Below are 25,351 nucleotides of genomic sequence, written 5' to 3' on the forward strand. Positions count from 1 at the left end.
GAACCGCTACCAGCGCAGGCCGCACCCATGCCATCAAACACTGCCATGATGGTGGCCATTCTTTCTATGCAGACTGGAGTTTTTTCGATGAATGCCGAACAACAACGCGCCCTGCTCACTATTGCCCTGTATGCCGCCTTTGCCGATGGCCACAAAGCCGAGAGCGAGCGCGAAACCATCCGCCAGATGGCCGAATCTTTATCCGATACCCAAGGCGGCTACCCTTTAACTTCTTTGTACCAAGATGTGTTGTTGCGCCGCGTCACGGTGGCCGGAGCGGTGCAAGCCTTGAGCGACCCGGCCCATCGCCAATTGGCCTATGAGATGGCGGTTTGCGTATGCGATGCCGATGGCAGCCAAAGCGAAGCCGAGCGCCAATTTTTGGCCGATTTGGGCCGCCAGTTGGGCCTCTCGGGCGAGGCGGTGCGTGCTTTTCAAGCCCAAGCCGATAGCGTGGCCGCTTGGGCGGCTTCGGTGCCCGCTGCGCCAGCCGTGGCCCCGGCAGTCACCTCTGCTGCACCCGCTGCACCGGGCGCTGGTTTGTTTGCCCAATGGGGTGCTGCGCCGATAGCTGCCACGGCGGCGGTTGCGGCCACGGCCGCCACGGCAGCGGCGGTTTGGAACCGCGCGGCCGCTCCCGCCCCGGCACCCGTTGCTGCGGCCCCCATGCCCACCATGACCCAGATGGCCACCCAGCAGCAAGAGGCCGAACTGGACAAAAGCATCCTCAATTACGCCATTTTGAACGGCGCGTTAGAGTTGCTACCGCAGTCTTGGGCCTCGATGGCCATCATCCCCTTGCAAATCAAAATGGTCTATGCCATTGGCAAAAAGCACGGGGTGGAATTGGATACCGGCCATATCAAAGAATTTATTGCTGCCGCTGGCGTGGGTTTGACTTCGCAATACTTGGAGCAGTTTGGCCGCAAGCTCATGGGGGGCATGTTGGGTAAGGCATTGGGCAAAACCGCAGGCAAACTGGGCAGCACCGCCACCGGCATGGCGTTCTCGTTTGCCACTACCTATGCCCTGGGGCAATTGGCCAAGCGTTACTATGCAGGTGGGCGCAGCATGAACACTAACGTATTGCGCTCTAGCTACCAAGACCTGCTCGCCCCGGCCAAGCAACTGCAAACCCAATATTTACCCCAAATCCAGCAAAAGGCCGCTACGCTGGATGCGGCGCAAATCATGGCCTTGGTCAAGGGCAAAGGTTTATAGGTCGTACCCAAGGCAAAAATCCAGCATTTTTGTGCGCTATATCAGGGTTGCCTGCTGCCGGGCAGGTGTGGTTTCGCGCCTGTAATGCAAAAATGTCAACTTTCTTTTGCCATTTTTTTCTATCTGATCTTCTCTAAGGAAGTTGCCATGCCGCCTATATCCCCGTCGCCCAGACACAGTCTGCTCATTGGCACCCGTCTGGCACTCGGATTTGGTTTACTGATTACCATGATGTTGTGCATGGTCGTGGTAGGTTTGTTGCGCTTGACCGATGTGGCCGATGCCAACAGCCACCTGATTGAAGTGGAGTGGGTCAAGGCCGATGCTGCCAACACCCTCAGCACGATTGTGCTGGCCAATACCCGGCGCACCATCGAAATCGTCACGGCACCCAATGCGGCCCATCGCGACAAAATGCGTGCCGAAATTGTGGCCGCCCGTGAATCCTTTGTGCAGTCGTTTAAAAAGCTGCAAGAGTTGGTCGAGCTGCCCGAGGCCAAAGCCCTGCTGGCTGAGGCCGAACAAGCCCGTGGCCGTTATGTTGTCTCGCAGACCAAACTCAACCAACTGGTCGATGCCGGACAAATCGAAGAGGCGGCACTGGAGATGAACACCCACACCCTGCCCGAGCTCAATACCGTGCAGCAGCGTGTGGATGCTTTGGCCAAAATAGAGCATCGTTTGGTAGAAAAAACCGGCGCTTTGGCGCGCGAGCAAGCCGATACCGGGCGCTGGGTGCTGCTGGCGCTGGGTGGGGGCGGTTTGTTGAGCGCCGTGGTGTTGGCTGTTTTTCTGACGCGCTCCATCACCGCGCCCCTGCGCGAGGCAGTCAAGGTGGCCCAAGCCGTGGCCGCTGGCGATTTAAGTACCCAGATTGCGGTCTACTCCACCGACGAAACTGGCCAATTGCTCCAAGCCCTGAAAGACATGAATACCAGCTTGGTACACATCGTGAGCCAAGTGCGTAATGGCAGCGACACCATCGCCACCGCCACTGGCCAAATTGCGGCGGGCAACCAAGATTTATCCTCGCGCACCGAAGAGCAAGCCAGCGCCTTGCAACAAACCTCGGCCTCGATGCAAGAGCTGGCAAACACCGTTAAGCAAAATTTTGACAGTGGCAAACACGCCAACCAGCTGGCCGAATCTGCTGCACAAGTGGCCGTCAAGGGCGGCAAAGTGGTGTCCGAAGTGGTCTATACGATGGAGGCGATTAACACCTCGTCGCGCAAAATTGCCGACATCATCAGCGTGATTGATGGCATCGCCTTCCAAACCAACATCTTGGCGCTCAATGCCGCCGTAGAAGCCGCACGCGCTGGCGAGCAAGGCCGGGGCTTTGCCGTGGTGGCCTCCGAGGTACGCGCCTTGGCCGGGCGCAGTGCCGCCGCCGCCAAAGAAATCAAAGAGCTGATTGAGGCCTCGGTGGGCAATGTCAGTGCCGGTTGCTCCTTGGTAGAGCAAGCGGGCAGCACGATGGATGAGATTGTGGTCAGTGTGCGCCGCGTGGCCGACATCATGCACGAAATCAGCTTGGCCAGCCAAGACCAAACCCAAGGCATTGACCAAATCCACCAAGCGATGGTGCAGATGGACCAAGTCACGCAACAAAATGCCGCCTTGGTCGAAGAAGCCGCCGCCGCCGCCCAAGCGCTGGAGCAGCAAGCGCAGACGCTGGTGCATACCGCCAGCGTGTTTCGTCTGGCCTGAGCCAAATGCGCCTCCACGACCACTGTTCTCTGGCCGCCCTGTGCTTGACTGGGCTTTTGAGTCTACCCAGCCAAGCCACCGATGCGCCTAATCGGCTGCAACGCATTCAGGCCAGCCAAACTTTGCGCGTGTGCATTTGGCCCGATTACTACGGCATCTCCTTTCGCAACCCCAAAACGCAATTGCTCTCTGGCATTGATATTGACAATGCCCACGACTTGGCCAAAGCGCTGGGTGCCAAGGCCGAGTTTGTCGATAGCTCGTTTGCCACTTTGGTGGACGACATCAGCCAAGACCGTTGTGACATTGCCATGTTTGCAGTCGGTATCACCCCCGCACGCCAAGCAAAGTTGCACTTTACCCAGCCGTATTTGAGCAGCGATATTTACGCCATCACCAGCAAAACCAACCGCCGCATCCACAGCTGGGCCGATATTGATACTGCAGGCACGGTGGTGGTGGTGGCCAAAGGCACGCTGCACGAATCCATCATGCAAGAGCGGCTGCAAGCGGCTGAGTTGCGCGTGGTCGATACCCCGGCAGCGCGCGAGCAAGAGGTGCAATCGGGCCGCGCCGACGTGTTCATGACCGATTACCCCTTCAGCCGCCGTATGCTAGAGCGCAGTGATTGGGCGCGGCTGGTAGCACCCAACAGCACTTTTCATATCACCCCCTACGCTTGGGCCATGCACCCGAATGACAAGCCTTTGCAGGTACGGGTGGAGCAGGTGCTGGCCGACATGAAACGCGATGGGCATTTGCGTGCCAACGCCCAACGCCACGGACTCGAACCCATTGTGGCCAAATAACTAGCCTGCAAAAAGTAGCTGCTGTGTCGTTTCCTCGATTGATTTTTTATGCTTTCTTCTGAGGCCCAACGACGCTCCATTTTGTGGCTACTCTCGGCGGTGGTGCTGGCGCTGGGCTGGATGTCGGCGCTGGGTTTTACGCTTTGGCGTTTGCGCGAAGATGCGCTCAACAACGGCTTGGCACAGGCGGTTATCCATGCGCGCCATTTTGAAGAACACCTGACCCAAACCCTGCAACTGATTGAGTTTGCGGCTGAAAGCATCAGTTCTTCGCACCAAAACGGCATGGAGCCGAAAAATTTAGGCCCCCGCCTGCGCGAGTTACTGCGCCCCATGCCCTACCTGCGCTCGATTGCCGTGTTGGATGAGCATGGGCAGGTACTCGATAGCTCCAATCCCGCCAATATCGGCATCGTGCTGAATTTGCAGGGGTTTTACCCGGCGCACAACCCCGAAGCCCCCATTTTGCGCGTGGGCCTGCCTTGGCAGGGGCGCGACTTTGTCTCGGCCTCGGCGGTGACGCAAGCGGTAGCGCTCTCTCCCACCGAGCCGCACTTGGTACCCATACTGCGTAAGCTCTCGGGTACCGAAAAAACGCGCTGGCTGCTCACCGCCATCAACCCCGATTACTTTATCAACTACGCCAGCAACCTGATGGATGCGGGGCAGGGCTACGTGCAATGGCTGCGCTATGACGATGTGCTGTTGATGTCGGCCTTGCCGCACGAACGCGCTGGCACCCAAGGCGCTGCGGGCGATGTAGGCCAAGGCATTGCGCGCAATGAACAAGGGGTACTCCGGCAGCAACTGCCCACCGGACAATCGGTCTTGACGGCTTACCGGGTCTCTAGCCATTTTCCGATGGTAGTGGCGGCGCAAATCAACCGCGATGCCATTTTGGCGCAATGGGCCAGCGAGGCGCGGCGCTTGGTGGGCATTTTTGTGCCCAGTTTGTTGGCCTTGCTGGTGGTGGGTTTGATGGCCTTGCGCCGACAGCAACGCTTGGCCGAGCAGCAGGCCAAACTCGATGAAGAGCGCAGTTTGGCTGCCAGTGTGTTTGAGAGCAGCTCCGATGCCATCATCATCACCACGCCTGATGCCCAGGTGCTATCGGTCAACTCCGCCTTCGAGCAGGTCACCGGCTACCCACTGGCCCAAGTGTTGGGCACGAACCCACGCTTTATGGCCTCGGGGGTGCAAGACAGCGCGTTTTATGTGCAAATGTGGGCCTGCTTATTGCGCCACGGCCATTGGGAAGGGGAGATTGTCAATCGGCACCGACAGGGCCAGCTTTACACCGCTTTGTTACGCATTGCTGCGGTCAAAGATGCTGCCCAGCGCTTGCGCCATTATGTTGGCACCATTATTGACGTGACCGAGAAAAACGCCGCACAAGAGCAGCTCAAACTGGCCGCCAGCGTTTTTAGCCATGCGCGTGAGGGCATCATGATTACCTCGCCACAGGGCGACATCATAGAAGTCAACGCCGCTTTTTCGCACATTACCGGTTACTCGCGCGAGGAGGTGGTTGGTAATAATTCAAAAATGCTCAGTTCTGGGCGGCAAGGGGCTGATTTTTATGCGGGCATGTGGACTGAATTAGCCAACCACGGACGTTGGACGGGGGAAATTTGGAACCGGCGTAAAAGTGGCGAAGTCTATGCCGAGATGCTCACCATCAGCGCGGTGTACGATGCCCACGGCAAAATACTGCGCTACGTGGCATTATTCTCCGATATTTCGCAGCAAAAAGAAAACGAAAAACGATTAGAGCATATTGGCCACTACGATGCCCTGACGGGCTTGCCCAACCGCGTATTATTGGCCGACCGTCTGCGCCAAGCAATGGTGCAAGCGCTGCGAAACACCAAAAAATTAGCGGTGGTGTTTTTAGATTTAGATGGTTTCAAGGCCATCAATGACACCTATGGCCACGCAATGGGGGACAAACTGCTGATTGAGTTGGCCAGCCGTATGCAGCGCGTCCTGCGCGAGGGCAGCACCATCGCCCGGATTGGTGGCGATGAGTTTGTGGCGGTGTTGGCCGATTTATCGCAGCACGAAGCAGCTGGGATCGTGTTAGAGCGCTTGTTGCTGGTCGCCGCGCAGCCGGTGTTGACCGATGGCATCGTGCTGCAAGTCTCTGCCAGCGTGGGGGTCGCCTTCTTTCCGCAGGCTGAAGAAGTCGATGCCGACCAGCTGTTGCGCCAAGCCGACCAAGCCATGTACCAAGCCAAAGTCACGGGCAAAAACCGTTACCACGTGTTTGATGCCGAGCAAGACCGCCATCTGCGCGGACACCATGAAGACCTGGAAAATATCCGCCAAGCGCTGCAAAAAAATGAATTTGCCCTGTATTACCAACCCAAAGTGAATATGCGTACCGGCGAGGTGGTAGGGGTCGAGGCACTGATTCGCTGGTTGCACCCCGAACGCGGGATATTGGTTCCAGCGGCCTTTTTGCCCACGCTAGAAAACGATGAATTGGCGGTGCAAATGGGCGAATGGGTGCTAGAGACTGCCATCCGCCAAATCGAGACCTGGAAGGCACAGGGTTTGAGTCTTTCGGTCAGTGTCAATATGGATGCACTGCAATTGCAGCAGCCCGATTTTGTTACCCGGCTACAGCATTTGCTGCTCCTGCACCCGCATATTGGCCCCGGTGATTTAGAGTTGGAAGTTTTAGAGACCAATGCACTAGAGGATATTCCGGGTATCTCGCGCCTGATGGATGTGTGCCACGAAATGGGCATAGGCTTTGCGCTGGATGATTTTGGCACTGGCTACTCGTCATTGACTTATCTGCGCCGCCTACCGGCTAAGCTGCTCAAAATAGACCAAAGTTTTGTGCGCGATATGCTCGATGACCCGGATGATATGGCCATTTTGGAGGGCGTATTGGGGCTGGCGCGGGTGTTCCGGCGCCAAGTGATTGCCGAAGGGGTGGAGACCATAGCGCACGGGCTGATGCTACTGCGTTTGGGTTGCGAGTGGGGCCAAGGCTATGCCATTGCCCGGCCTATGCCAGCATCTCAGGTACCCCACTGGGTGGCGACTTGGCACCCTGAACCCTCTTGGCTCCACCTGGCACCTGCACAGCGCGACGATTTACCGCTGCTGTTTGCGGTGGTAGAGCATCGTGCTTGGGTTGCAGGCATGATTGGCTACCTGCGCGGTGAGCGTGCCACTTGGCCAGAGTTGAATTTGCAAAACTGCCGCTTTAGCCATTGGTTGCGCTACGAAGGTGGGCACGAGCGCCATGCAGGCAATGCCCTGTTGGCAGAAATTGAGCAATTGCACCAACAAATCCATGCCTATGCCGCCGCGCTGCTTGCGCTGGCAGAGCAAGGGCCAGCAGACAGTGTGCTGGAGCAGCGTATTCCGAAGATGTACGTGCTGCGCGATACGCTGTCAGAAAAATTGCTACAACTGCTCGATGTTTAATAAAGTAGGTTCGTCGTGTGCTGCTAAGGAGAAAAAAATGGCGTATTTTGTTTGGGCTGATGACATGGTGATTGACAATGGCCTGATTGACGAAGACCACCGCAAGCTGGTAGAACAGGTCAACACCTTGCACACCGCCACCACCGAGGGGCGTGGCAATGAAATTGTGGCCACCTTGTTGGCGCAAATCATTGCCGACACCGCAGAGCATTTGCGCCACGAAGAACATGAAATGGGCTTGGCGCACTTCCCTGACCTAGAGCGGCACAAAGACACCCACCAATTGTTTTTGAATCAGTTGTACCAGCTGCAAAAAAAGCACCAAAGCGGCAGCATCACCGTAGCCTCCGAGCTATCTACCGCCCTGCGCGATTGGTTGTCTTTGCACATCCGGCGCAACGACAAAGAGTTACGCATTTTTTTAGAGAAAAAAAGACGCACAGACCGGGCGCTGGTGCGTGCGCTCAAGTGATGCCTTGGGCTTTCAAAAAAGGCACATAGGTTTTGTCGGTACGCATGATGTGTTCTACCAGCCAGTGCTTTAGAAACTCCATGAGCTCGTAGGGTAGGTGCTGGCCGTCTTCAAAATCGGTCAGGGCATTCATGATGGTGCTGGTAAAGCGGTTGTGCTGCTCTTTGTGCGCTACGGTGTGGGGGTAATCGTGGCGCTCAAACCATTCTTCTTCCATGATGAAGTGGTTCATGGTGTAGTCCATCAAACCTTCTAGCACATGGCCAATCGCGCCTCGGTTGGGCGTTTCTGCGGTCAGTGCATCATGCAACTCATTGATTAAGTCAACCAGCACGCGGTGCTGCTCATCCACTTCTTGGATGCCCACAGCAATCGTATCGTTCCACGGCATGAATATCATCCAAACACTCCTTAGCTGGGTTGGGGGTTACGGCCCATATCTCTCTAGCATTGCATGGTAAAGGTAGAAGCCCTACGGTTATCGCAGTGATTGACCGTTGTTTGGGCTTTGTTTGTCGTTTTGCACGCTAACATGGCTTTTTGTTGCCGATGTTACTTTTTGCCACCTTTGGCCAAACTCTGACGGCAGGCCATTATCCTCTCGCGCTTTCGCCATCCAAGGCTGCAATCAACTCGGGCAGAAAGGCAGACAACTCGCCGGTGGTCAAGGCCCAGTCGGCATCAAAACCAGCTTCTTGCGCTGCTGATTCGGCCAAAGCGGCATCGAGCCAAGCCAGTTTTTTCAGTTGCAGCCCTTCGGTCAGCACCAAAGACAGGCGGTCGGCCCAGCTCAGGGCCAAGCGGGTGGGTAGTTTGCCCGCTTCGATATGGGCGCGGATTTCGTCAATATCTAAGGGGTGGCGGGCGTAGCGCACCACGGCTTTGTCTTCGGCGCTGCTTTTGAGTTCGCATTCGCGGTCAATGCTAAAGCCCGGTGGTGGCTCTTGGCTGCACAGCCATTGGGCCATCGCAGTGGCGGGGGCGGTTTGCGTATCGAGCAGCCACAGCGACAGCCCCGGCAGGGCTTGCACCAAGGCACTGACTACCTCATCGGCCCGGCTTTGGCTGGCGCAGTCGAGCAGCACAAAACCGGCTTGCGGGTCTATCCACAGGTGGATGTGGCCTTGGCGGGTAAAGGCTTGAGGCAGCAGGTCGAGCTTGGCTTCTTCTTTCAGGTCGCGGGTTTCGCGTTTGCCGGGTTTGCGTCCGGTGGTTTGTTGAATTTGGGCGGCTTTTTCTTGCACTTTGCGCGCCAACACGCTGGCGGGCAGCAGCTTGGTTTCGGTCATAAAGCGCAATATCCATTGGCCACCCACCGACTCGGCCAAGGGGCCGTGGGCTTCGCCACGTGGGGGTACCCAACCCCAAGCACGCTCTTGGGTAGCGCTGCACGGCATAAATGGCGCTGTGGCCAATGCAGCTTCGAGTTGCTGCAAGTCGATTGTCCAAGCGGGTGCGGTGCGATAAATGATGAGGTTTTTAAACATGAAACAGATTTTTTTGCGGGGGCGATAAGGCCAGAGGCTGGCATGGTACGCGCTGCATGGTGTGCTGGGGACGCGGCTTTACCAAAGCGCAGCAGTGCTACATGACAGACTGACAAGCCGCGCGCATACTATGGCCTTGCAAAACATGTTCTCAATGCTGGCACGGGCGTGCTGGTGGTGTTTTTTGCCGAAAGGATTTCTTTATGGCCTTCTGTCTTTCTCGCAAATTGCTGGCAACTGCGGTATTGGCCGCCTTGTCCCTGCCCGGTTGGGCGCAGTCTGATGCAGCAGCCCCAGCAGCCCCAGCAGCAGCTGTAACCGCACCGGCAGCCGTTTCTGCCCCAGCGACTACCGAAGCGGCCAAACCAGTGGCCCGTTCTGGCCCACGCGCCCAACGTGGCGCGCCCGGTTACCAAAAGAAGCATCACCACTACCGCCAGCAGCGCGCCATGCGCGGTGACACGGCAGCAACTTGGCAAGAGCGCCGCGCCCAGCACCAAGTGCAGCTGAAAGAGCAATTGCAACTAAGCCCCACGCAAGCAACTGCTTGGACAGAGTTCATGGCAGCAATGGAACCCACCCGCCATGCCCGTTTGGGCTGGGAAGGTATGGAGCAATTAAGCACCCCCGAGCGGGTGGACCGGATGCGCGCTCTGCGAATCCAGCACATGGCCGATGCCGACCGCCGAGGCGATGCCGTCAAGGCTTTTTATGCCCAGCTCAACCCAGCGCAGCAAAAAACCTTTGATGCCCACCACCTGGCTTACCAAAGCAACCACCAGCGCATGGCTGGCCCACGTGGGCGCGGCATGATGCCAGCAGCGGCTGATGGCACCGACCAGCGGGGCTGGAAGCACCCCGACTGCATGATGGATGGCAGTGGCCCCCGCCGCGATGGCAGTGGCCCACGCGGTTCAGCGCCAGCAGCTCCATAAGCCCCCGTGCGCTGCTACGGGCCTATGAGGCGCTCAAGGCTCGTACTGGTGTTGTTGGTGCTGGTGCAGCCAGTTTTCTAGCTGCAACTCAGGCAGGGGGCGGCTAAACAGGTAGCCCTGAAAGGTTTGGCAGCCTGCCTGCAACAGCACATCGCGTTGGGCGATGGTTTCCACGCCTTCCGCAATCACGTTCAGGCCCAAACTGCGGCTCAGGCCAATGATGGTGTTGACGATGGCAGCATCGTTGGGGTCGGTGAGCAGGTCGCGCACAAAACTTTGGTCTATCTTGAGCTGGTCTAGCGGCATCTTTTTCAGGTAGCTCAGGCTAGAGTAGCCGGTGCCAAAATCGTCCAAAGAAAATCCCACCCCGAGCTGGCCTAGCGCCTCCATCGTGGCGATGGTGGTGTCCATGTCTTCTACCAGCAGGCTTTCGGTCAGTTCTAGTTTCAGGTGGTGGGGCGGCGCTTGGGTGTCGTACAACACTTGGGCCACCTCTTGCACAAAACCCGTATTGCGAAACTGGCGCGAACTGACATTCACCGCCATGTTGATGTGGGACAGTTTGGGTTGGTGTTGCCAGCGCGCCAGCAAAATACAGGCGCTCTCTAGTACCCAGCGCCCTAGCACCAAGATGATGCCGGTTTCTTCGGCCAGCGGCACAAAATCGGCGGGCGAGACCATGCCGCGCTCGGGGTGCTGCCAGCGTACCAGCGCTTCAATGCCGACACATTGGTTCAAGTGGTTGACTTGGGGTTGGTAGTGCAACAAAAATTGGCCTTGGGCCGAGGCATTGCGTAAATCGGCCTCTAAGGCGGCGCGCGCCGTAACCACGGCCTGCATGTGCGGGTCAAAAAAGCGCAGGGTGTTGCGCCCGGCAGTTTTGGCTTGGTACATGGCCAAATCGGCCTGTTTGAGCAATTCGCCTACGCTGGTGCTGTCACCTTGAAAGGGGGCAATGCCAATGCTGGGGGTACTGCGGTATTGGTAGCCAGCCAGTTCGTAAGGCTGGCCCAAAGTGCTTAAAATTTTTTCGCCCACGCTGCGCGCACTCAGGGCCAAAGCGCCGGGGTCTGGCCCCAAAGCCTCTAACATCACCACAAACTCATCGCCGCCCAAACGGGCTACGGTGTCCACGCTGCGTACACAGGTATTGAGGCGCTGCGCCACCTGTTGCAGTAACTGGTCACCTTGGTCGTGGCCCAAAGTGTCGTTCAGGGTTTTGAAGTTGTCTAAATCAATAAACAGCAAGGCACCGCCTTGTTGCTTGCGCTGTGCGGCAGCCAAGGCTTGGTGCATACGCTCCAGCAGCAACATGCGGTTGGGCAGACCAGTGAGCGAGTCGTAAAAGGCCAAGCGCTGGATTTCACGCTCGGTGGCCTTGCGCTGGCGGATGTCGGTGTGGATGGCCAAGATGGACTCGGGCTGGCCGTCTTCGCCGCGCACCAGTGTCCAGCGTCCTTCGATGTCGATGGCGTGGCCGTCACGGTGGTACTGCACGATTTCTCCGGTCCATTCGCCTTGCTGCAATACGGTTTCGGCGGCGCGGTAAAACAGGGTCGGGTCTTGGTAGAGCAGGGAGGCGATGGAGTGCCCCAGCACCTGCCACTGTGGCCAGCCATAGACGCGCTCAGCGCTTTTGTTCCAGTAGGTGATGCGATGCTCTAGGTCATGCACGATGATGGCATCTTGGGCTTTGTCTAGCAGCGATGCCTGCTGGCGAATGCGGGTGTCGGAGACTTGGCGCTCGATTTCGGCAGCGGCGCGGGCGGCAAAAATTTGCAGGGTAGAGATGACAAAATCAGGGTCGGCCAGTGGCTGGGTGAACAGCACAAAAATCATGCCGATGGTCTCACCCGAGCTATCGCACAGTTGTTGGCCCACATAGGCTTGGGCTTGCAAGCGTCCGGCAACGATGGGTGTGTTGGGGTAGAGGGCCGCCGCGCCTTCGGGCACCACATATTGGCGCTGTGTGAGCAGTTTGAGGCTGGGGGTGTCTGCTAAATCGTACTCTAGTGCGGGCAGCAACTGGCCTTCTATCACCATCGCCAAAGAGGCCACGCGGGCGGGTTTATCGTATTGCCGGGGTAGCAGGCGCATCACGCAACCGGCTTGGGCATCCAACACTTCGGCCATCTGGCTGGCCAGTTGCACAAAAAACTCGGTGCCGGTGGTGGTAGAAACAGCGGCGGCCACTTTAAGCACCGAGGCGTGCAGGCGTTGTTGTTCGCGCCGAGCGCGCAGGCTGGTAATGCCAAAGGCCAAATCGTTGGCCAAGTCTTGCAGCAGGCGGGCCTCTTGCTGGCTGATGTGCAGCACTTCGGGGGCGTAGAGGTAGAGCAGGCCAAAGGTGCGCTCGCCGTGGTGCAGGGGCAGGCTAATCACACCATGAAAACCACTCGCCAACAGACGGGCAGACAGCTCGGCATAGATGGGTTCGGTGCGTACATCTTGCACAATCACCGGCTGGCCGGTGCGTACCGTGATGCCCGAGGGGCCTTGGCCGTGCGGGTCGGTGTCAGACCACGATAGGTGTAAGCTGCTGAGGTAGTCGTCATAGTTGCCCGCATGGCTGACCACTTCGATGGTTTTGGCGGCATCGTCGCGCGCAAAGCCCACCCAGCCCAAGCGGTAGCCGCCAATTTCTACCGCAATGCGGCACACGGCCTCTAGCAGTTCAGGCTCGGTGGTGGCGCGCACCATTGCTTCGTTGCAAGCACCTAGCAGTTGTTGCGCCCGCCCCAAGCGGGCCAGCTCGCGCTGGGCGCGTAGGCGCTCGGTGATGTCGGTGGCCATGACCTGGCGGGCCGGGTAGCCATTGAACGAGATGTTGCGCGAGGAAACTTCGACATCAATCAGGTCGCCTTCTTTACGCAGGTGCTGGTGTTGCAAGCTGCGCTGGCCGGTGCCTTCTGGCCCCAAGGCCAGCACTTCGGCCCGAAACTGCGCCCGTTTTTCTGGCCGCCACAGGTCGGCCATGCTCATGCGTAACAGTTCGGCCTCGGTGTAGCCATACAGTGCCAGCATGGCCCGGTTGACGGCCAAAATACGCAGGCTTTCATCCAAGGCATAGACCCAAATCGGCTGTGGGTGGTAGTCAAACAGCAGCCGGTATTGTTGCTCGGAGGCGCGCAGTTGGATGGCCACTTGGCGCAGGTGCAGCAGTGCGCCCAAGGATTCGGCCAGCATTTGCAGGTGTGCGGCATCGCGGGCGATAAAGCCGTGGTCGTGTTGGGCGTTGGCTTGTAGCAGGCCCACCACTTGGCCTTCTACGCGCAGTGGCGTGACCAAGGTGGAGCGCACTTTGGCATCGCCGTGCATGGGGATGGCATCGCGGCAAAAGCTGCTGGCAGGGTTGCATTGCACGGTCTCGCCATGCAGTAGGCGTTGCCATGCGGCGCATTGGCGCAGGGGCATGGTGCGCCCCAGTGGGGCGGCATCGCGCCCAGCGCTGGCTTGGGCCACCAGTTCTTGGCCTTCAATCAGGTCTAGGCTGGCACTGCGGGCGCCGGTGATGTCTAGCGTGGCTTGCACTACCAAATTGAATAAATCGGCTTGGCTCAGTTCCAGGGCCGCCATGCTCTGTTGTACTTGTACCAAGGCGGCTTGGGTGTGCGCCTCGTGCAGGGCATCGAGGTGGGCTTGTTTGTCGGCGCTGATGTCGCGGATGCCACCCACCATACGCAGGGCTTGGCCAGAGGCATCGCGAATGACAAAGCCCCGGTCTTGCACCCAGATGGTGCTGCCATCGTCGCGCACGATGCGGTACTCGGCCATCCAAGCGGTGTCTTGTCCTTGGATGGCACCATACAGGGCTTTGACGATGCGGGCGCGTTCGGTGGGGTGAACGCGCTGCGCCCAGGCATCGGCATTGGGCATGGCTTGCTCGGCGGTCATGCCAAACAGGGTGCGGTAAGAGTCACTCCACCAAATGTGGCCGCTACGCACGTTCCAATCCCATACGGTGTCGGCGGTGGCGTTGGCGACCAGATGGAAGCGCTCTTCGCTTAGGCGCAGGGCTTGGTGTTGGCGCCGCAGTTGCAATTGCGCCATGACTTGCTGCGCCAGCATGTGCAGGGCCGCACGTTGACCGGGGTCGAGTGCGCCGGGGCGGGTGTCCATTACCAGCAGGGTGCCGATGGTCAGACCCTCTGGGGCGATGAGAGGCGCACAGGCATAAAAGCAGATATGCGGCGCGCCGGTGACGAAGGGGTTGTCTTTGAACAGGGGATGTTGGCGCGCGTCGGCAATTTCAATGACATCGTTGGCACCATCGAGCCAGTGCTTGCAAAAGGCGGCGCTCAAATCGGTTTGGCGCAACGCCAGCCCTACGCGGGCTTTGAACCATTGGCGCTGTTCGTCAATAAAATTGACTGCGGCCATCGGGGTGCCGCAAATGTGCGCCGCCAGTTGGGCCAATTGGTTAAAGGCTTCTTCTTCGGGGGTATCTAAGATAGCGTAGGCTTGCAGCAGCAGCTGGCGCTGTGCGTTGGTGCTGGCAAGCGATGTCATGCCCAAAGGAGGGTGCAGCGTCATCATGGTCTAAATCCCTCTGCGGCTAGGAGGGTGGGCACCGCACAGCGCAACAGGTAAAGCAAGAGCCTTGGCATGGATCGGATGGCGGCTGGCGCAGACGGTGGAACACAAGGGCACACAAAGAGGGTTACGCTGGCCCCAGAGCGCAACGTGTCCAAGATACTACATGCACCATGCCGTATCGCAAACAGCAAAAGGTGGAGCAGAGCGCCATTTTTGCTATATAAAAAATAGCATATAAAGCGTTTAATCGAAAGAGTTTAGGCTTATTTTATGCAAATCATCAGCGCCGATGGCCGTTGCAGTGGCGTGGAATACCCGCATACCTGCAAGCCTTGCCCTTAGGGGCGCAAAAAAGCCACCTGCTGGGCGGCCCAATAGCGTGCCTGCAAGTGGTCTAGCCGCACTTTTCCGCCGCTGGACGGTGCATGAACAAACCGGCCTTGGCCGACATAAATGCCCGCATGGGTAGGCTGCTGGCCTTGGCCAAACAACACCAAATCGCCGGTGCGCCGCTGCTCGCGTGGTACCTGCTGGCCCCATTGGGCCAATTGGGCCACGGTGCGCGGTGGGGCTTGGGTGGTGCGCGCCCGATAGACATAGCCAATCAGGCCACTGCAATCAAACCCGCCATCGGGGGTGTTGCCGCCATACCGGTAGGGCGTGCCCACCAGCCCCAGCGCATGGATGGCAATGTCGTGCGCCATTTCTGAAGACAAACGCCCGCCCTGTGCGCTACTGGCTGGGGGGCGCGCCAAAGACGGGGACGACACCGGTGGCGCAGAGCTGCAAGCGGCCAGTGCCAGCGCCAACGCTGGCCCGGCCCAACGCCCTACGGCGACCCCTAAGCGCTGCCCGCACATGGTTTAACGCACAATCATGACCGGCACCGTGCTTTGCGCCAGCACCTTGGTGGTGATAGAACCCATCACCAGAGTTGCCAACGCCCCATGCCCGTGCGAACCCATGACCAGCAAATCAAACTGCTTGTTCGCCGATGCCACCTCGGCAATGGTTTCGGCAATGTGGCCCACTTTGGCAATGGTTTGCAGCGCTACCCCTTTGGTGGCCATAAACTTGACCACTGGGTCTAGCACCTTTTGGTTTTCCTCGGCGTAATAATCTTCGACCAGCTCTTTGCTCAAAGAGGCGCGGGCATGGGCTGGCAAGGGCGGGTGTACCGTCAGGGCGGTGTAGTGGTGGCCGCTACCCAAAAGCTCCTCGTGGGCGGCCAAGTAAGCCAGCATTTTCTTGGTAAAAGGGCTGCCATCGACGGCCAATAAAATGTTCAATTTGCTGCTCCTGTTGGGTAAAAAATGCGCTTGTTGGCCATCATACGGCGGCTTTTGGCCACCGTACAGGCATGTCCCCCGCCCCAGTCTTGGTACATTGCCATACCATGCACTCCCCCGCCCTGATTCCTGGTCTGTACGGCTTGCGCCGCCGTGTGGTTTATGTCACCCTGTACGAATTGTTGGCCATTGTGGCCGCTACCATCGGGCTGATGTGCTTGTCCAACCAAAGTGTGGGCCATTCTGGGGTGGTGGCGGTGTTGGCCTCGGCCATTGCGGTGCTATGGAATGTGCTGTTCAATACCTTGTTTGAACGCTGGGAGGCACGCCAAACCGTGCGCGGACGCAGCTTGCGCCGCCGCATGGCCCACGCGATTGGCTTTGAGGGCGGGCTGGCGCTGATTTTGATACCCGTGTTTGCTTGGTGGTTTAACGTCAGCCTGTGGCAGGCCTTGGTGATGGATTTTTGGATGGTGCTGTTCTTTTTGCTTTACACCTTCGGCTTTAACTGGGCCTTTGACCGCATTTTTGGCCTGCCCGCCTCGGCCTGTGCTGGCCCGACTTAGGCATCTTGCTAAATTCGCGGCATCCAGACCATGCTTTTTAACCGGTGGCAAAAAATAGGCGTGACAGGTACGCCACCAAAGCCAGAAACGCGCTGCGTTTTGCGCTCTACCTCCTTGGTACAAAGGCCAAGGCTTCACGCACAACCCGATGAACGCCCCCCATTTGCCAAAAAATCCGCCCACCTTACAAGGTTTGGTACAAGCGATTGAGCAAGCCCAGGCCGAAGACAGTTTAAGCAATCCGTTCAGCGCCACACAGTGGGAGACTCTGTCCGCCTACCTGCAACCGCACACGCTGGCGGCCTCGCAAATTTTGTTTACCAAAGGGGTGTTAGACCGTACCTTGTATTTGGTAGAAAGCGGCAACCTGAGCGTACATTACGAAGACGAAAAACAACGCCTGCGTATGGCGGTGGTCGGCCCCGGTTCGGTGGTGGGCGAGGGCGGGTTTTTCTCGCACCGGCCACGCAGTGCTACCGTGCAAGCCGCCGCCCCCAGCCGCCTGTGGGCCTTGCCCGCATTGCGCTTTACCGAGTTGTCCAACCGCCAGCCGGCCCTTGCTTTGGCCTTGTGCATGGCGGTGGGTGCTGTGGTCTCTAAACGCTTGGTGGACCGCCGCCGCCGCGTGGCCGCCACCTAAAACGCCACGCATCTGTTTGAGATAACGCAGAATGTGGCCCAATAGGCCATAGAGTGGCCCTATAAGGGGTGTAGGCAAAGTACACTTCTTGCGGATTTTTACAGGTGTTATCGGAAGAAAGAATGCCATGTCCTTTTTGAGCTGGTTTACGCGCAAATCTCCCCCAACCAAAGCTCACACCAGCGAGGCCTCGGGCCTGCTCAATGCCGATGCCACGGTGCCTTTGGTGCCGGGGGCTGATGGTCAACCGCTGCTGAAACCAGCCCCGGCAGAACATGCCGCCAACCGCCCCAACGAGCGCCTAGAACGGCGCGAGTTGCTCTATATCGTGGTGCGCGATGCGATGGTGCGCGCCGGGGTGCTATCGGCCAGTTACAAGTTCAAGGTGCTGTCCTTAGACCAGCGTGGGCGCCAATTTCTCATCATGATGGATTTGGCGCGCGAGTACGGCGGCGAGACCGCCCGCCTGAGCGAAATCGAAGCCCTGATTGCCCAAACGGCCAAAGCCCGCTACGACATTACTGTCTCGTCCGTGTATTGGCGCATCAATGACCATGTGGCGGTGGGCCTGCCACAAAAGGCCGGGACACCAGGACCGGCCCCCACCATCGCACCGGCGGCTACCACGCCCCCCAGCCGCCCCGAGCGCCCCCCGCCGCCGCATCTGCGCCCACGTCCGGCAGCGGTAGGTGCCGCTGCTGCCCCCGCAGCTGCGGCCACACCTGCACCCGCCTTGGCCCCAGATTTTCCAGTCCATATCCCTGCACCCGTGGTGGCCGCGCCTGCGCCTGCCACATCGCGCTTTGACCCGATAGAGGCCGATGAGGTGGCAGCCTTTAAGCGCGCCTTGGCCAGTGCAGCAGCAGCGCGCCCAGCCAGTACAGCGGCCCCCTTGGGGGTCTCGGTGCATTCGGGGCCACTGCGCCAGCCGGTCAGTGATACCGGCTTTGCCGACACCGAAATGCCCACCGATGCCCACGGCCCCGATTTGGGCAGCACCCAATACGGCGAGCTGCGCTAAACAAGGGCTTAGCCGCGCAACAGTTTGTCTTGTGCGCCCACCAAAGCCAAGGGGTGCCCCGACAGCACCAGCGTATCGCCAGCGGCCAGCACCAGCGCATCGTTGGGGCTGGCCATGCGGCCATTGCCACGGCGCAGGTTCACCACCCGCACCCCCATCGCGTGCAAGGCCAGCTGCTCCAGGGGCTGGCCTATGGTTTTGGCCCCCGGTGGCAGGGTCACGCTGCTGAGGCGCTCTTGGTCGCGCTCATGCACGGTGTCATCGTCGGCCCCATGAAAATAGCCGCGCAGTAGGCTGTAACGCGCCTCGCGCTGCTCTTGCACCAAACGCAACACACGGCGCATGGGCACGCCCACCAGCGCCAGCGCATGGCCCGCCAGCATCAAGGAGCCTTCAATCGCTTCGGGCACAATTTCGGTGGCCCCCGCCACTTGCAAGCGGTCCAGGTGCAAATCGTCTTGCGTGCGTACCACCACCGGCATTTGCGGTGCGTGGCTGCGCGTGTGGGCCAGCACTTTCAGGGCCGAGGCTACATCCAGATAGGTAATGGCCACCGCACTGGCGCGCACCAGCCCGGCGGCCACCAAGGCTTGCAAGCGCGTGGCATCGCCATACACCACCGAATGCCCAGCAGCGGCCGCTTGGCGCACCCGGTCGGGGTCCAAGTCCAAGGCCATGTAGGGGATGCCCTCTTGCTCTAACATGCGCGCCAAGTTTTGGCCGCAACGGCCATAGCCACAAATAATCACATGCTTGCTGGTGTCAATGGCTTTGCTGGCAATGGTGGTCATTTGCAGCGATTGCTGCAACCAATCGCTGGCCACCAGTTTCATGACGATGTGGTTGCTGTACAAAATCAGAAACGGCGTGGCCAACATGGATAGCACCATCGCCGCCAAAATCGGGTTCATTAGCGCCGGACGCAACAGCCCATGCGTTTGCATCAGCGCCAGCAGCACAAAGCCAAACTCGCCCGCCTGCGCCAAATACAGCCCGGTGCGTAAACTCACGCCGGTGGTCGCGCCCATGCCACGCGCCAGCAGCAAAATAATGCCCAATTTGAGCAACAACGGCACCACCAGCAAACCGAGTACCAGCCCCCATTGCTCCACCAAGATGTGCCAATCCAGCATCATGCCAATGGTGATGAAGAACAAGCCCAGCAGCACATCGTGAAACGGGCGGATGTCGGTGCCCACTTGGTGCCGGTATTCGGTCTCTGACACCAATACGCCCGCAATAAAAGCCCCCAAGGCCAAGCTCAGGCCGGCCAACTCGGTCAGCCACGCCAGCCCCAAGGTAATTAGCAATAGGTTGAGCATGAACAGCTCATCACTCTTGCGCCGCGCCACCTGCGTCAGCCACCAGCGCATCACCCCTTGGCCACCAGTGAGCAGCACCGCCACCAGCACCACCGCCTTGAGCGAGGCCCAACCCAAGGCAGGTAGCAACTCTTCTGGCGCAGCCGCCAACGCCGGAATCAACACCAGCAGCGGCACCACCGCCAAATCTTGGAACAACAAAATGCCCATGATGCGTCGGCCATGCTCGCTTTCAATCTCGGCGCGCTCGGCCATCAGCTTGACCACAATCGCGGTGCTGCTCATGGCCAAGGTGCCGCCCAGCGCCAGCGCGGTCTGCCAACTGACATCCCAAACCCCGCCCCACCACTGTGCCAGCAACAGCGTGCCGCCAAATGCCAGCGCCATCGTCAACAACACTTGTAGCATCCCTAGGCCAAACACATCGCGCTGCATGGCGCGCAGTTTGGGCAAGCTGAACTCCAGCCCAATCGAGAACATCAAAAACACCACGCCAAATTCACCCAAGTGGCGCACGCTCTCGGAGTTTTGCGCCAGCGCCAAGGCATGGGGGCCAATCAAAATACCAGCGGCCAAATAGCCCAGCATGGGGGGCAGTTTGAGGCTACGGCAGGCCACCACACCCAGAACGGCGGCCAGTAAATAAAGCAAAGTCAAAGCAAGTGAGGACATATGCGAATGCTACTCGGCTACCAAGTCCGGGGCCGATAAAATCGCCCTATGCAAGCAGCCCTTGGCGCACCGCGCCCTTTTAATGCCGCCCAAGCCCTGCGCTTGGGCCGCGAGACCTTTGACATCGAAACCGCCGCCCTGCGCGCTGCCGGTCAACGCCTCGATGCCCACTTTACCCAAGCGGTGCAGACCATTCTGCACACCGTTGGGCGCGTCGTGGTGATGGGCATGGGCAAAAGCGGCCATATTGGGCGCAAAATTGCCGCCACCTTGGCCTCTACCGGCACGCCAGCACTGTTTGTGCATCCGGGCGAAGCCAGCCACGGCGATTTGGGCATGGTGACGCGGCAAGACCTGCTGTTGGCCATCTCTCACAGTGGCGAGAGCGCCGAACTCAATGCCGTGCTGCCGGTGATTAAGCGCTTGGGTGTGCCGGTGATTGCCCTGACCGGCAACCCGCAATCGACCTTGGCCCAACATGCCGACGCAGTGTTAGACACCCAAGTAGAGCGCGAAGCCTGCCCGCTCAATTTGGCACCTACCGCCAGCACGGCGGTGCAATTGGCCTTGGGCGATGCCTTGGCCGTGGCGCTGTTGGATGCGCGTGGTTTTCGGGCCGAAGATTTTGCCCGCTCGCACCCCGGTGGCGCTTTGGGGCGCAAACTGCTCACCCATGTCAGTGATGTCATGCGCCGGGGCGACGAAGTGCCGTGCGTGCCCCCCGAGGCCAGTTTTAGCACCCTGATGCGCGAGATGAGCGCCAAGCGCTTGGGCGCATCGGCGATTGTGGATGCCCAAGGCCGGGTGCTGGGTATTTTTACCGATGGTGATTTGCGCCGTCGCTTAGAAGCTGGGGCCGATTTGCGCCACGCCAGCGCCGCCGAGTTGATGCGCCCACAGCCGCGCACCATCACCGAAAACGCCTTGGCAGTCGATGCGGCTGTGTTGATGGAAGAACACGGCATTACCAGCGTGTTGGTGTTGGACAAGCACGGCGTGCTGGTGGGCATGGTGCATATTGGCGATTTGATGCGCGCCAAAGTCATCTAAAAAATCACCACCACCCAACACAAGGCCCGCCATGTCTGCCCCTACCCTGATGTTCGCCCCCGAGTTGCTGCTGCTGGCGCAAAATGTGCGTGTGGCGTTTTTTGATGTCGATGGCGTGCTAACCGATGGCGGCCTGTACATCAGCGAGCAGGGCGAAACCCTCAAGCGCTTTCATACCCTCGATGGCCACGGCCTCAAGCTACTGCAACAAGCGGGCATCATCCCAGCGGTCATTACCGGGCGCGATTCGGCCCCCTTGCGCTTGCGCCTGAAAGCCTTGGGCATAGAACACGCCATTTTTGGCACCGAAGACAAACGCCCCGCCGCCGAGGCTATTTTGGCCCGCTTGGGCCTAGAGTGGAGCCAAGCGGCAGCTATGGGCGACGATTGGCCCGATTTGCCCGTGATGCGCCGCTGTGCCATCGCCTGCGCCCCGGCCCAAGCCCACGCCGAAGTGTGCGCCCAAGCCCACTACACCACCAGCGCCCCAGGCGGTGCCGGTGCAGTGCGTGAATGGTGCGATTTGCTGCTGGTGGCCAGCGGCCACTACCGCCGCCTGCTGGACAGTTACTTGGCATGAGCGTGGCCCTGCACCGGCGCTGGGACAGCGTCTCTATGTATCTGCCCGTGTTGCTGATGGGCCTGCTGGCGTTGGGCACTTGGTGGCTGGTACGCAACGCGCCACAAGCCACCAAACCGGCGCAGGCCGCCGTAGCGTCGTCGAATCCAGACTACTTTATGCGCCAATTTGCCGTGCAACGCTTTGATACCAGCGGGCGCTTAGAAAGCGAAGTGCGCGGCGAAATGGCACGGCACTACCCGGCCAACGATACGCTAGAGATTGACCAAGTGCGTATCCAGGCGCGCAGCACCCAAGGCCAGCAAACCCAAGCCCGCGCCAACCGCGCCCTGAGCAACAGTGATGGCACCGAAATCCAGCTGTTTGGCGATGCCCACATTACCCGACAAGCCTCGCCCACGGCAGCAGCACAGCCCACACTAGAGTTCAGGGGCGAGTTTTTGCACCTGTGGCCGCAAACCGAGCGCGTGCGCTCGCACCTGCCGGTGCGCTTGACACGCGGCCAAGACCAATTTACCGCCGATACGATGGAATACGACCATTCGCAACAAGTTTTGCAGCTGCAAGGCCGGGTACGCGGTACGCTAATGCCGCCACGGCGTTGAACAGTGGCTGGCAGCAGATTGCGGATGTGGTGGGCGCACCCCCAACACGCCAAAAAAGATACCCACCGTCACCAGCAGCAGCCCGGCTACCAAATTCCAGTGCAGTGGCTCCTGCAATAGCCACACCGCCCCGATAGCCGACAGGCCCGGCACCAGCGCGGTAATCATGGTGGAGCGCACCGGTCCAAAGTATTGCACCATGTGTGTAAAGGTGATGCCCGAAATCACCACCGAACCCACACCCTGAAACAGCATCTGAAAGGCAATCTCGCTCCACAGTGCCTGCGCCAGTTGGCTGCTCAGCAGGCCCAAGCCCACCAGCAAAGCATAAACCGGCACATAAGTGACCAGCGCAAAAGCGGTAATGGCGATGGTGGCCTGCACCGCATCGGCTCCACAGCGGCGCGCCAGCACGCTATAACAGGCCCAACAGACCGAGGCCCCCATAAACAGCAGGTCGCCACGCCAGACATCGCCGCCGTCTAGCGCTGTCAGTAAGCTGGTGCCACCCACCAACAGGTCGCCCAGCACAATCAAGGCCAAGCCGGTGGCGCGCAAGCGCGTAATGCGTTCGCGCAGTAAAAACACGGCCAGCAAGGTCGTCCACAAAGGCAAACTGCCCGGCATCAGCACCGAGGCATGGGTAGCTGGGGCATAAAAGAAGCCCGAATAGGCCAACAGGCAATACACCACGCCACCAAACAGGCCCAATTGCAGCGTCAGGTGCAACGGCAGCGGCGAGACCCCCGCCAAACTAGAAGGCAGCGCCGCACGCGCCCCAGCACCCGCGTTGCGCCGACGCACCAGCCACCAACCCCAAGGCACCAACACCATGCTGGCCCCCAGTACGCGCAGCCAAGCAATGTCCAAGGGGGCCAAACTGCGTTGCGCCGAGGCGCGCGCAATCAAAATGAAGGCGGTCCAAATAGCCACCGTGACAAAGGCGGCCAACAGCCCGACCGTGCGCGGAGAAAAACGCATAAAAACTGCGCCGGTCTCAGTGCCAGCGCAGTGGCTCCAGATGCACGCTGCCCAAGTTGCTGCTCAGGGTGAGCGCCCCTTCTTGCACCGTGGCTTGCAACTGCATACTGCGCTCGGCCAGTTGGGCCAGTTCTTGCGCCGCCTCGGATGGAATGCGCCACACTTGCAGTTTGTCCAAGCGCGTCAGTTTGTTGGCAATGCCCTTCCACCACACTTCGGCGGCATGGTTAAAGGCATACACCACCACCGCATCGGCCTTGCTGCACGCTTTGCTCAGGGGTTTGTCTTCGGGTTGACCCACTTCTATCCACAGGCGCTTGCGCCCGGTAAAGTCGGTTAAAGAAGCATCTGGGTCATCGGGGTCGGACAAGCCCGCGCCAAAGGCCAGCGTACCATCGCCGTTGCAAGTGTCTTGCAATTGGTGGGCATGGAGCGCCAACGCCACCAAGCGCACCATCATGCGCTCGTCGGTTTCGCTCGGGTGGCGCGCTAAAGTCAGGGCGTGGTCGGCGTAGTAACCGTGGTCAATGTCGGCGATTTGCAAGTTCGCTTTGAAGATGGTGGACTTGAGGGCCATACCAGCTTCAGATGCGCCGTGCCAGTTCTGCCGCTTTGCCCACGTAGCTGGCTGGTGTCATGGCCAGCAAGCGGTCTTTGTCGGCTTGCGGAATCTCTAGCGCCTGAATCAGGCCATGCAAGGCTTCTGCCGTCACGGTTTTGCCACGGGTGACTTCTTTCAGCTTTTCGTAAGCGCCCTGCACACCGTAGCGGCGCATCACGGTTTGGATAGGTTCGGCCAGCACTTCCCAAGCACCATCCAAGTCTTGCTGCAAGCGCTCTTCGTTCAGCTCCAGCTTATTGAGGCCGGTCAGTAGCGATTGGTAGGCCAAAGCCGCATAACCCAGCGCCACGCCAATGTTACGCAGCACGGTGCTATCGGTTAAATCGCGTTGCCAGCGGCTGATGGGCAGCTTTTCGGACAGGTGGCGCAGCATGGCATTGGCCAAGCCCAAATTGCCTTCGGCGTTTTCAAAGTCAATCGGGTTGACCTTGTGCGGCATGGTGGAGGAGCCAATCTCACCGGCTTTGAGGCGCTGCTTGAAGTAGCCCAAGCTCACGTAACCCCAGATGTCGCGCGACAAGTCAATCAAGATGGTATTGGCACGCGCCACGGCATCGAACAGCTCGGCCATGTAGTCGTGCGGCTCAATTTGGATGCTGTACGGTTGGAAGGTCAGGCCCAAACCGAGTGGCTCAGGGGTCTCAATCACCTTCTTGCTGAAGGCTTCCCAATCAAAATCAGGCCAAGCAGACAGGTGGGCGTTGTAGTTGCCCACGGCACCGTTCATCTTGCCCATGATTTTGACGCTGGCGATGCGGTCTACGGCAATTTGCAGGCGGGCCACTACGTTGGCGATTTCCTTGCCCACGGTGGTGGGGCTGGCGGTTTGGCCGTGGGTGCGGCTGAGCATGGGCACCTCAGCGTACAGCAGCGCCATTTCGCGCAGCTTGAGTACGATGCGGTCTAGGCCGGGCTGCACCACTTGGTCACGGCCAGAGCGGATTTGCAGCGCATGGCTGGTGTTGTTGATGTCTTCGCTGGTGCAGGCGAAGTGGACAAATTCTGCCGCTTTTTCTAATTCGGGCCGGGCTTCAAACTTGGATTTAATCCAGTATTCCACCGCCTTCACATCGTGGTTGGTGGTTTTTTCAAACTCTTTGATGGCGGCGCAATCGGCTTCAGAGAAGTTTTTTACTAAATTAATCAGGTAAGCGCGCGCACCGGGCGTGAGCGGCTTGAACTGCTCAAAACCCGCATCCGATAGCGCGATAAACCAGGCCACTTCTACTTGCACGCGGCGGTGCATGTAGCCGTATTCGCTCATGATAGGGCGCAGGGTAGAGAGTTTGGCGGCGTAGCGGCCGTCCAGCGGCGACAGGGCAGTAAGGGTCGAGAGGCTCATAGCGCCCGATTGTAGGGCGCTGGCATCACTTTGGTTGCCAATGGTTA

General features: G+C 59.2%; 21 protein-coding genes. 12 read left to right on the forward strand and 9 right to left on the reverse strand.

Features of this window, described 5'->3' with window-relative positions; genetic code table 11:
• Positions 1–27 precede the first annotated feature (27 nt).
• From PHX60_RS10145 to PHX60_RS10165, 5 genes are all read left to right on the forward strand, one after another.
• Complete coding sequence (locus PHX60_RS10145; RefSeq protein WP_300077161.1) at positions 28–1,221, forward strand: DUF533 domain-containing protein; 1,194 nt, start codon at positions 28–30, stop codon at positions 1,219–1,221.
• A 147-nt stretch (positions 1,222–1,368) separates the two neighbouring features.
• The gene (locus PHX60_RS10150; RefSeq protein WP_300077162.1) at positions 1,369–2,931 is read left to right on the forward strand and encodes a methyl-accepting chemotaxis protein; all 1,563 of its coding nucleotides are present in this window, start codon (positions 1,369–1,371) and stop codon (positions 2,929–2,931) included.
• Positions 2,932–2,987: 56 nt separating this feature from the next.
• Positions 2,988–3,740: an ABC transporter substrate-binding protein gene (locus tag PHX60_RS10155; protein WP_300077163.1), complete on the forward strand. Its 753-nt coding sequence runs from the start codon at positions 2,988–2,990 to the stop codon at positions 3,738–3,740.
• 48 nt (positions 3,741–3,788) lie between these two features.
• Positions 3,789–7,184: an EAL domain-containing protein gene (locus PHX60_RS10160; RefSeq protein ID WP_300077164.1), complete on the forward strand. Its 3,396-nt coding sequence runs from the start codon at positions 3,789–3,791 to the stop codon at positions 7,182–7,184.
• Between the two features lie 37 nt (positions 7,185–7,221).
• Positions 7,222–7,656, forward strand: a complete 435-nt coding sequence (locus PHX60_RS10165; protein WP_300077165.1) for a bacteriohemerythrin — start codon at positions 7,222–7,224, stop codon at positions 7,654–7,656.
• On the opposite strand, the gene PHX60_RS10170 is transcribed toward PHX60_RS10165, so the two are convergent.
• Positions 7,649–8,056, reverse strand: a complete 408-nt coding sequence (locus PHX60_RS10170) for a bacteriohemerythrin (RefSeq protein ID WP_300077166.1) — start codon at positions 8,054–8,056, stop codon at positions 7,649–7,651. The two genes, PHX60_RS10165 and PHX60_RS10170, sit on opposite strands and share 8 nt — an antisense overlap.
• A gap of 193 nt (positions 8,057–8,249) precedes the next feature.
• Positions 8,250–9,143 carry a recombination-associated protein RdgC gene (locus tag PHX60_RS10175; protein ID WP_300077167.1) on the reverse strand — a complete coding sequence of 298 codons (894 nt, stop codon included), beginning with the start codon at positions 9,141–9,143 and terminating at the stop codon, positions 8,250–8,252.
• 203 nt (positions 9,144–9,346) lie between these two features.
• Between PHX60_RS10175 and PHX60_RS10180 the strand changes: the two genes are divergently transcribed.
• Positions 9,347–10,078: a Spy/CpxP family protein refolding chaperone gene (locus tag PHX60_RS10180; RefSeq protein ID WP_300077168.1), complete on the forward strand. Its 732-nt coding sequence runs from the start codon at positions 9,347–9,349 to the stop codon at positions 10,076–10,078.
• A 33-nt stretch (positions 10,079–10,111) separates the two neighbouring features.
• Here PHX60_RS10180 and PHX60_RS10185 read toward each other — a convergent pair whose 3' ends face one another.
• The 3 genes from PHX60_RS10185 to PHX60_RS10195 all read right to left on the reverse strand — a co-directional run bounded on the left by PHX60_RS10185 (position 10,112) and on the right by PHX60_RS10195 (position 15,903).
• A complete protein-coding gene (locus PHX60_RS10185) occupies positions 10,112–14,614 on the reverse strand; it encodes an EAL domain-containing protein (protein ID WP_300077169.1) in 4,503 nt (1,500 codons plus the stop codon).
• Between the two features lie 338 nt (positions 14,615–14,952).
• On the reverse strand, positions 14,953–15,474 hold the full coding sequence (locus PHX60_RS10190; RefSeq protein WP_300077170.1) for a C40 family peptidase: 522 nt from the start codon (positions 15,472–15,474) through the stop codon (positions 14,953–14,955).
• 3 nt (positions 15,475–15,477) lie between these two features.
• On the reverse strand, positions 15,478–15,903 hold the full coding sequence (locus tag PHX60_RS10195; protein WP_300077171.1) for a universal stress protein: 426 nt from the start codon (positions 15,901–15,903) through the stop codon (positions 15,478–15,480).
• A 107-nt stretch (positions 15,904–16,010) separates the two neighbouring features.
• Between PHX60_RS10195 and PHX60_RS10200 the strand changes: the two genes are divergently transcribed.
• The 3 genes from PHX60_RS10200 to PHX60_RS10210 all read left to right on the forward strand — a co-directional run bounded on the left by PHX60_RS10200 (position 16,011) and on the right by PHX60_RS10210 (position 18,130).
• Positions 16,011–16,469, forward strand: a complete 459-nt coding sequence (locus PHX60_RS10200) for a PACE efflux transporter (protein WP_300077172.1) — start codon at positions 16,011–16,013, stop codon at positions 16,467–16,469.
• Between the two features lie 148 nt (positions 16,470–16,617).
• A complete protein-coding gene (locus PHX60_RS10205; protein WP_300077173.1) occupies positions 16,618–17,109 on the forward strand; it encodes a cyclic nucleotide-binding domain-containing protein in 492 nt (163 codons plus the stop codon).
• A 127-nt stretch (positions 17,110–17,236) separates the two neighbouring features.
• A complete protein-coding gene (locus PHX60_RS10210; protein WP_300077174.1) occupies positions 17,237–18,130 on the forward strand; it encodes a hypothetical protein in 894 nt (297 codons plus the stop codon).
• Between the two features lie 8 nt (positions 18,131–18,138).
• On the opposite strand, the gene PHX60_RS10215 is transcribed toward PHX60_RS10210, so the two are convergent.
• Complete coding sequence (locus tag PHX60_RS10215) at positions 18,139–20,124, reverse strand: monovalent cation:proton antiporter-2 (CPA2) family protein (protein ID WP_300077175.1); 1,986 nt, start codon at positions 20,122–20,124, stop codon at positions 18,139–18,141.
• 48 nt (positions 20,125–20,172) lie between these two features.
• Between PHX60_RS10215 and PHX60_RS10220 the strand changes: the two genes are divergently transcribed.
• The 3 genes from PHX60_RS10220 to lptC are packed head-to-tail and all read left to right on the forward strand — an operon-like array spanning position 20,173 to position 22,359.
• Complete coding sequence (locus tag PHX60_RS10220) at positions 20,173–21,174, forward strand: KpsF/GutQ family sugar-phosphate isomerase (RefSeq protein ID WP_300077176.1); 1,002 nt, start codon at positions 20,173–20,175, stop codon at positions 21,172–21,174.
• Between the two features lie 31 nt (positions 21,175–21,205).
• Positions 21,206–21,754: an HAD hydrolase family protein gene (locus tag PHX60_RS10225; RefSeq protein ID WP_300077177.1), complete on the forward strand. Its 549-nt coding sequence runs from the start codon at positions 21,206–21,208 to the stop codon at positions 21,752–21,754.
• Positions 21,751–22,359, forward strand: coding sequence for an LPS export ABC transporter periplasmic protein LptC (lptC, locus tag PHX60_RS10230; protein ID WP_300077178.1), 609 nt, complete (start codon positions 21,751–21,753; stop codon positions 22,357–22,359). Before PHX60_RS10225 ends, lptC begins: the two co-directional genes overlap by 4 nt.
• Here lptC and PHX60_RS10235 read toward each other — a convergent pair.
• The 3 genes from PHX60_RS10235 to purB are packed head-to-tail and all read right to left on the reverse strand — an operon-like array spanning position 22,339 to position 25,304.
• Positions 22,339–23,340 carry a DMT family transporter gene (locus PHX60_RS10235; protein WP_300077179.1) on the reverse strand — a complete coding sequence of 334 codons (1,002 nt, stop codon included), beginning with the start codon at positions 23,338–23,340 and terminating at the stop codon, positions 22,339–22,341. The two genes, lptC and PHX60_RS10235, sit on opposite strands and share 21 nt — an antisense overlap.
• A 16-nt stretch (positions 23,341–23,356) precedes the next feature.
• The gene (locus tag PHX60_RS10240; RefSeq protein ID WP_300077180.1) at positions 23,357–23,917 is read right to left on the reverse strand and encodes a YaeQ family protein; all 561 of its coding nucleotides are present in this window, start codon (positions 23,915–23,917) and stop codon (positions 23,357–23,359) included.
• A gap of 7 nt (positions 23,918–23,924) precedes the next feature.
• Positions 23,925–25,304 carry an adenylosuccinate lyase gene (gene purB, locus PHX60_RS10245; protein WP_300077181.1) on the reverse strand — a complete coding sequence of 460 codons (1,380 nt, stop codon included), beginning with the start codon at positions 25,302–25,304 and terminating at the stop codon, positions 23,925–23,927.
• Positions 25,305–25,351 lie beyond the last annotated feature (47 nt).

Origin of the sequence: Giesbergeria sp. (genome assembly GCF_028686475.1) — a bacterium.
In the GTDB taxonomy this organism is placed as follows: domain Bacteria; phylum Pseudomonadota; class Gammaproteobacteria; order Burkholderiales; family Burkholderiaceae_C; genus Simplicispira.

Coding starts and splice junctions, on each gene's coding strand:
- PHX60_RS10145 (WP_300077161.1), top strand. CDS start 28: ATGCCATCAAACACTGCCATGATGGTGGCCATTCTTTCTATGCAGACT.
- PHX60_RS10150 (WP_300077162.1), top strand. CDS start 1,369: ATGCCGCCTATATCCCCGTCGCCCAGACACAGTCTGCTCATTGGCACC.
- PHX60_RS10160 (WP_300077164.1), top strand. CDS start 3,789: ATGCTTTCTTCTGAGGCCCAACGACGCTCCATTTTGTGGCTACTCTCG.
- PHX60_RS10165 (WP_300077165.1), top strand. CDS start 7,222: ATGGCGTATTTTGTTTGGGCTGATGACATGGTGATTGACAATGGCCTG.
- PHX60_RS10170 (WP_300077166.1), bottom strand. CDS start 8,056: ATGATATTCATGCCGTGGAACGATACGATTGCTGTGGGCATCCAAGAA.
- PHX60_RS10175 (WP_300077167.1), bottom strand. CDS start 9,143: ATGTTTAAAAACCTCATCATTTATCGCACCGCACCCGCTTGGACAATC.
- PHX60_RS10180 (WP_300077168.1), top strand. CDS start 9,347: ATGGCCTTCTGTCTTTCTCGCAAATTGCTGGCAACTGCGGTATTGGCC.
- PHX60_RS10185 (WP_300077169.1), bottom strand. CDS start 14,614: ATGATGACGCTGCACCCTCCTTTGGGCATGACATCGCTTGCCAGCACC.
- PHX60_RS10190 (WP_300077170.1), bottom strand. CDS start 15,474: ATGTGCGGGCAGCGCTTAGGGGTCGCCGTAGGGCGTTGGGCCGGGCCA.
- PHX60_RS10200 (WP_300077172.1), top strand. CDS start 16,011: ATGCACTCCCCCGCCCTGATTCCTGGTCTGTACGGCTTGCGCCGCCGT.
- PHX60_RS10205 (WP_300077173.1), top strand. CDS start 16,618: ATGAACGCCCCCCATTTGCCAAAAAATCCGCCCACCTTACAAGGTTTG.
- PHX60_RS10210 (WP_300077174.1), top strand. CDS start 17,237: ATGTCCTTTTTGAGCTGGTTTACGCGCAAATCTCCCCCAACCAAAGCT.
- PHX60_RS10215 (WP_300077175.1), bottom strand. CDS start 20,124: ATGTCCTCACTTGCTTTGACTTTGCTTTATTTACTGGCCGCCGTTCTG.
- PHX60_RS10220 (WP_300077176.1), top strand. CDS start 20,173: ATGCAAGCAGCCCTTGGCGCACCGCGCCCTTTTAATGCCGCCCAAGCC.
- PHX60_RS10225 (WP_300077177.1), top strand. CDS start 21,206: ATGTCTGCCCCTACCCTGATGTTCGCCCCCGAGTTGCTGCTGCTGGCG.
- lptC (WP_300077178.1), top strand. CDS start 21,751: ATGAGCGTGGCCCTGCACCGGCGCTGGGACAGCGTCTCTATGTATCTG.
- PHX60_RS10235 (WP_300077179.1), bottom strand. CDS start 23,340: ATGCGTTTTTCTCCGCGCACGGTCGGGCTGTTGGCCGCCTTTGTCACG.
- PHX60_RS10240 (WP_300077180.1), bottom strand. CDS start 23,917: ATGGCCCTCAAGTCCACCATCTTCAAAGCGAACTTGCAAATCGCCGAC.
- purB (WP_300077181.1), bottom strand. CDS start 25,304: ATGAGCCTCTCGACCCTTACTGCCCTGTCGCCGCTGGACGGCCGCTAC.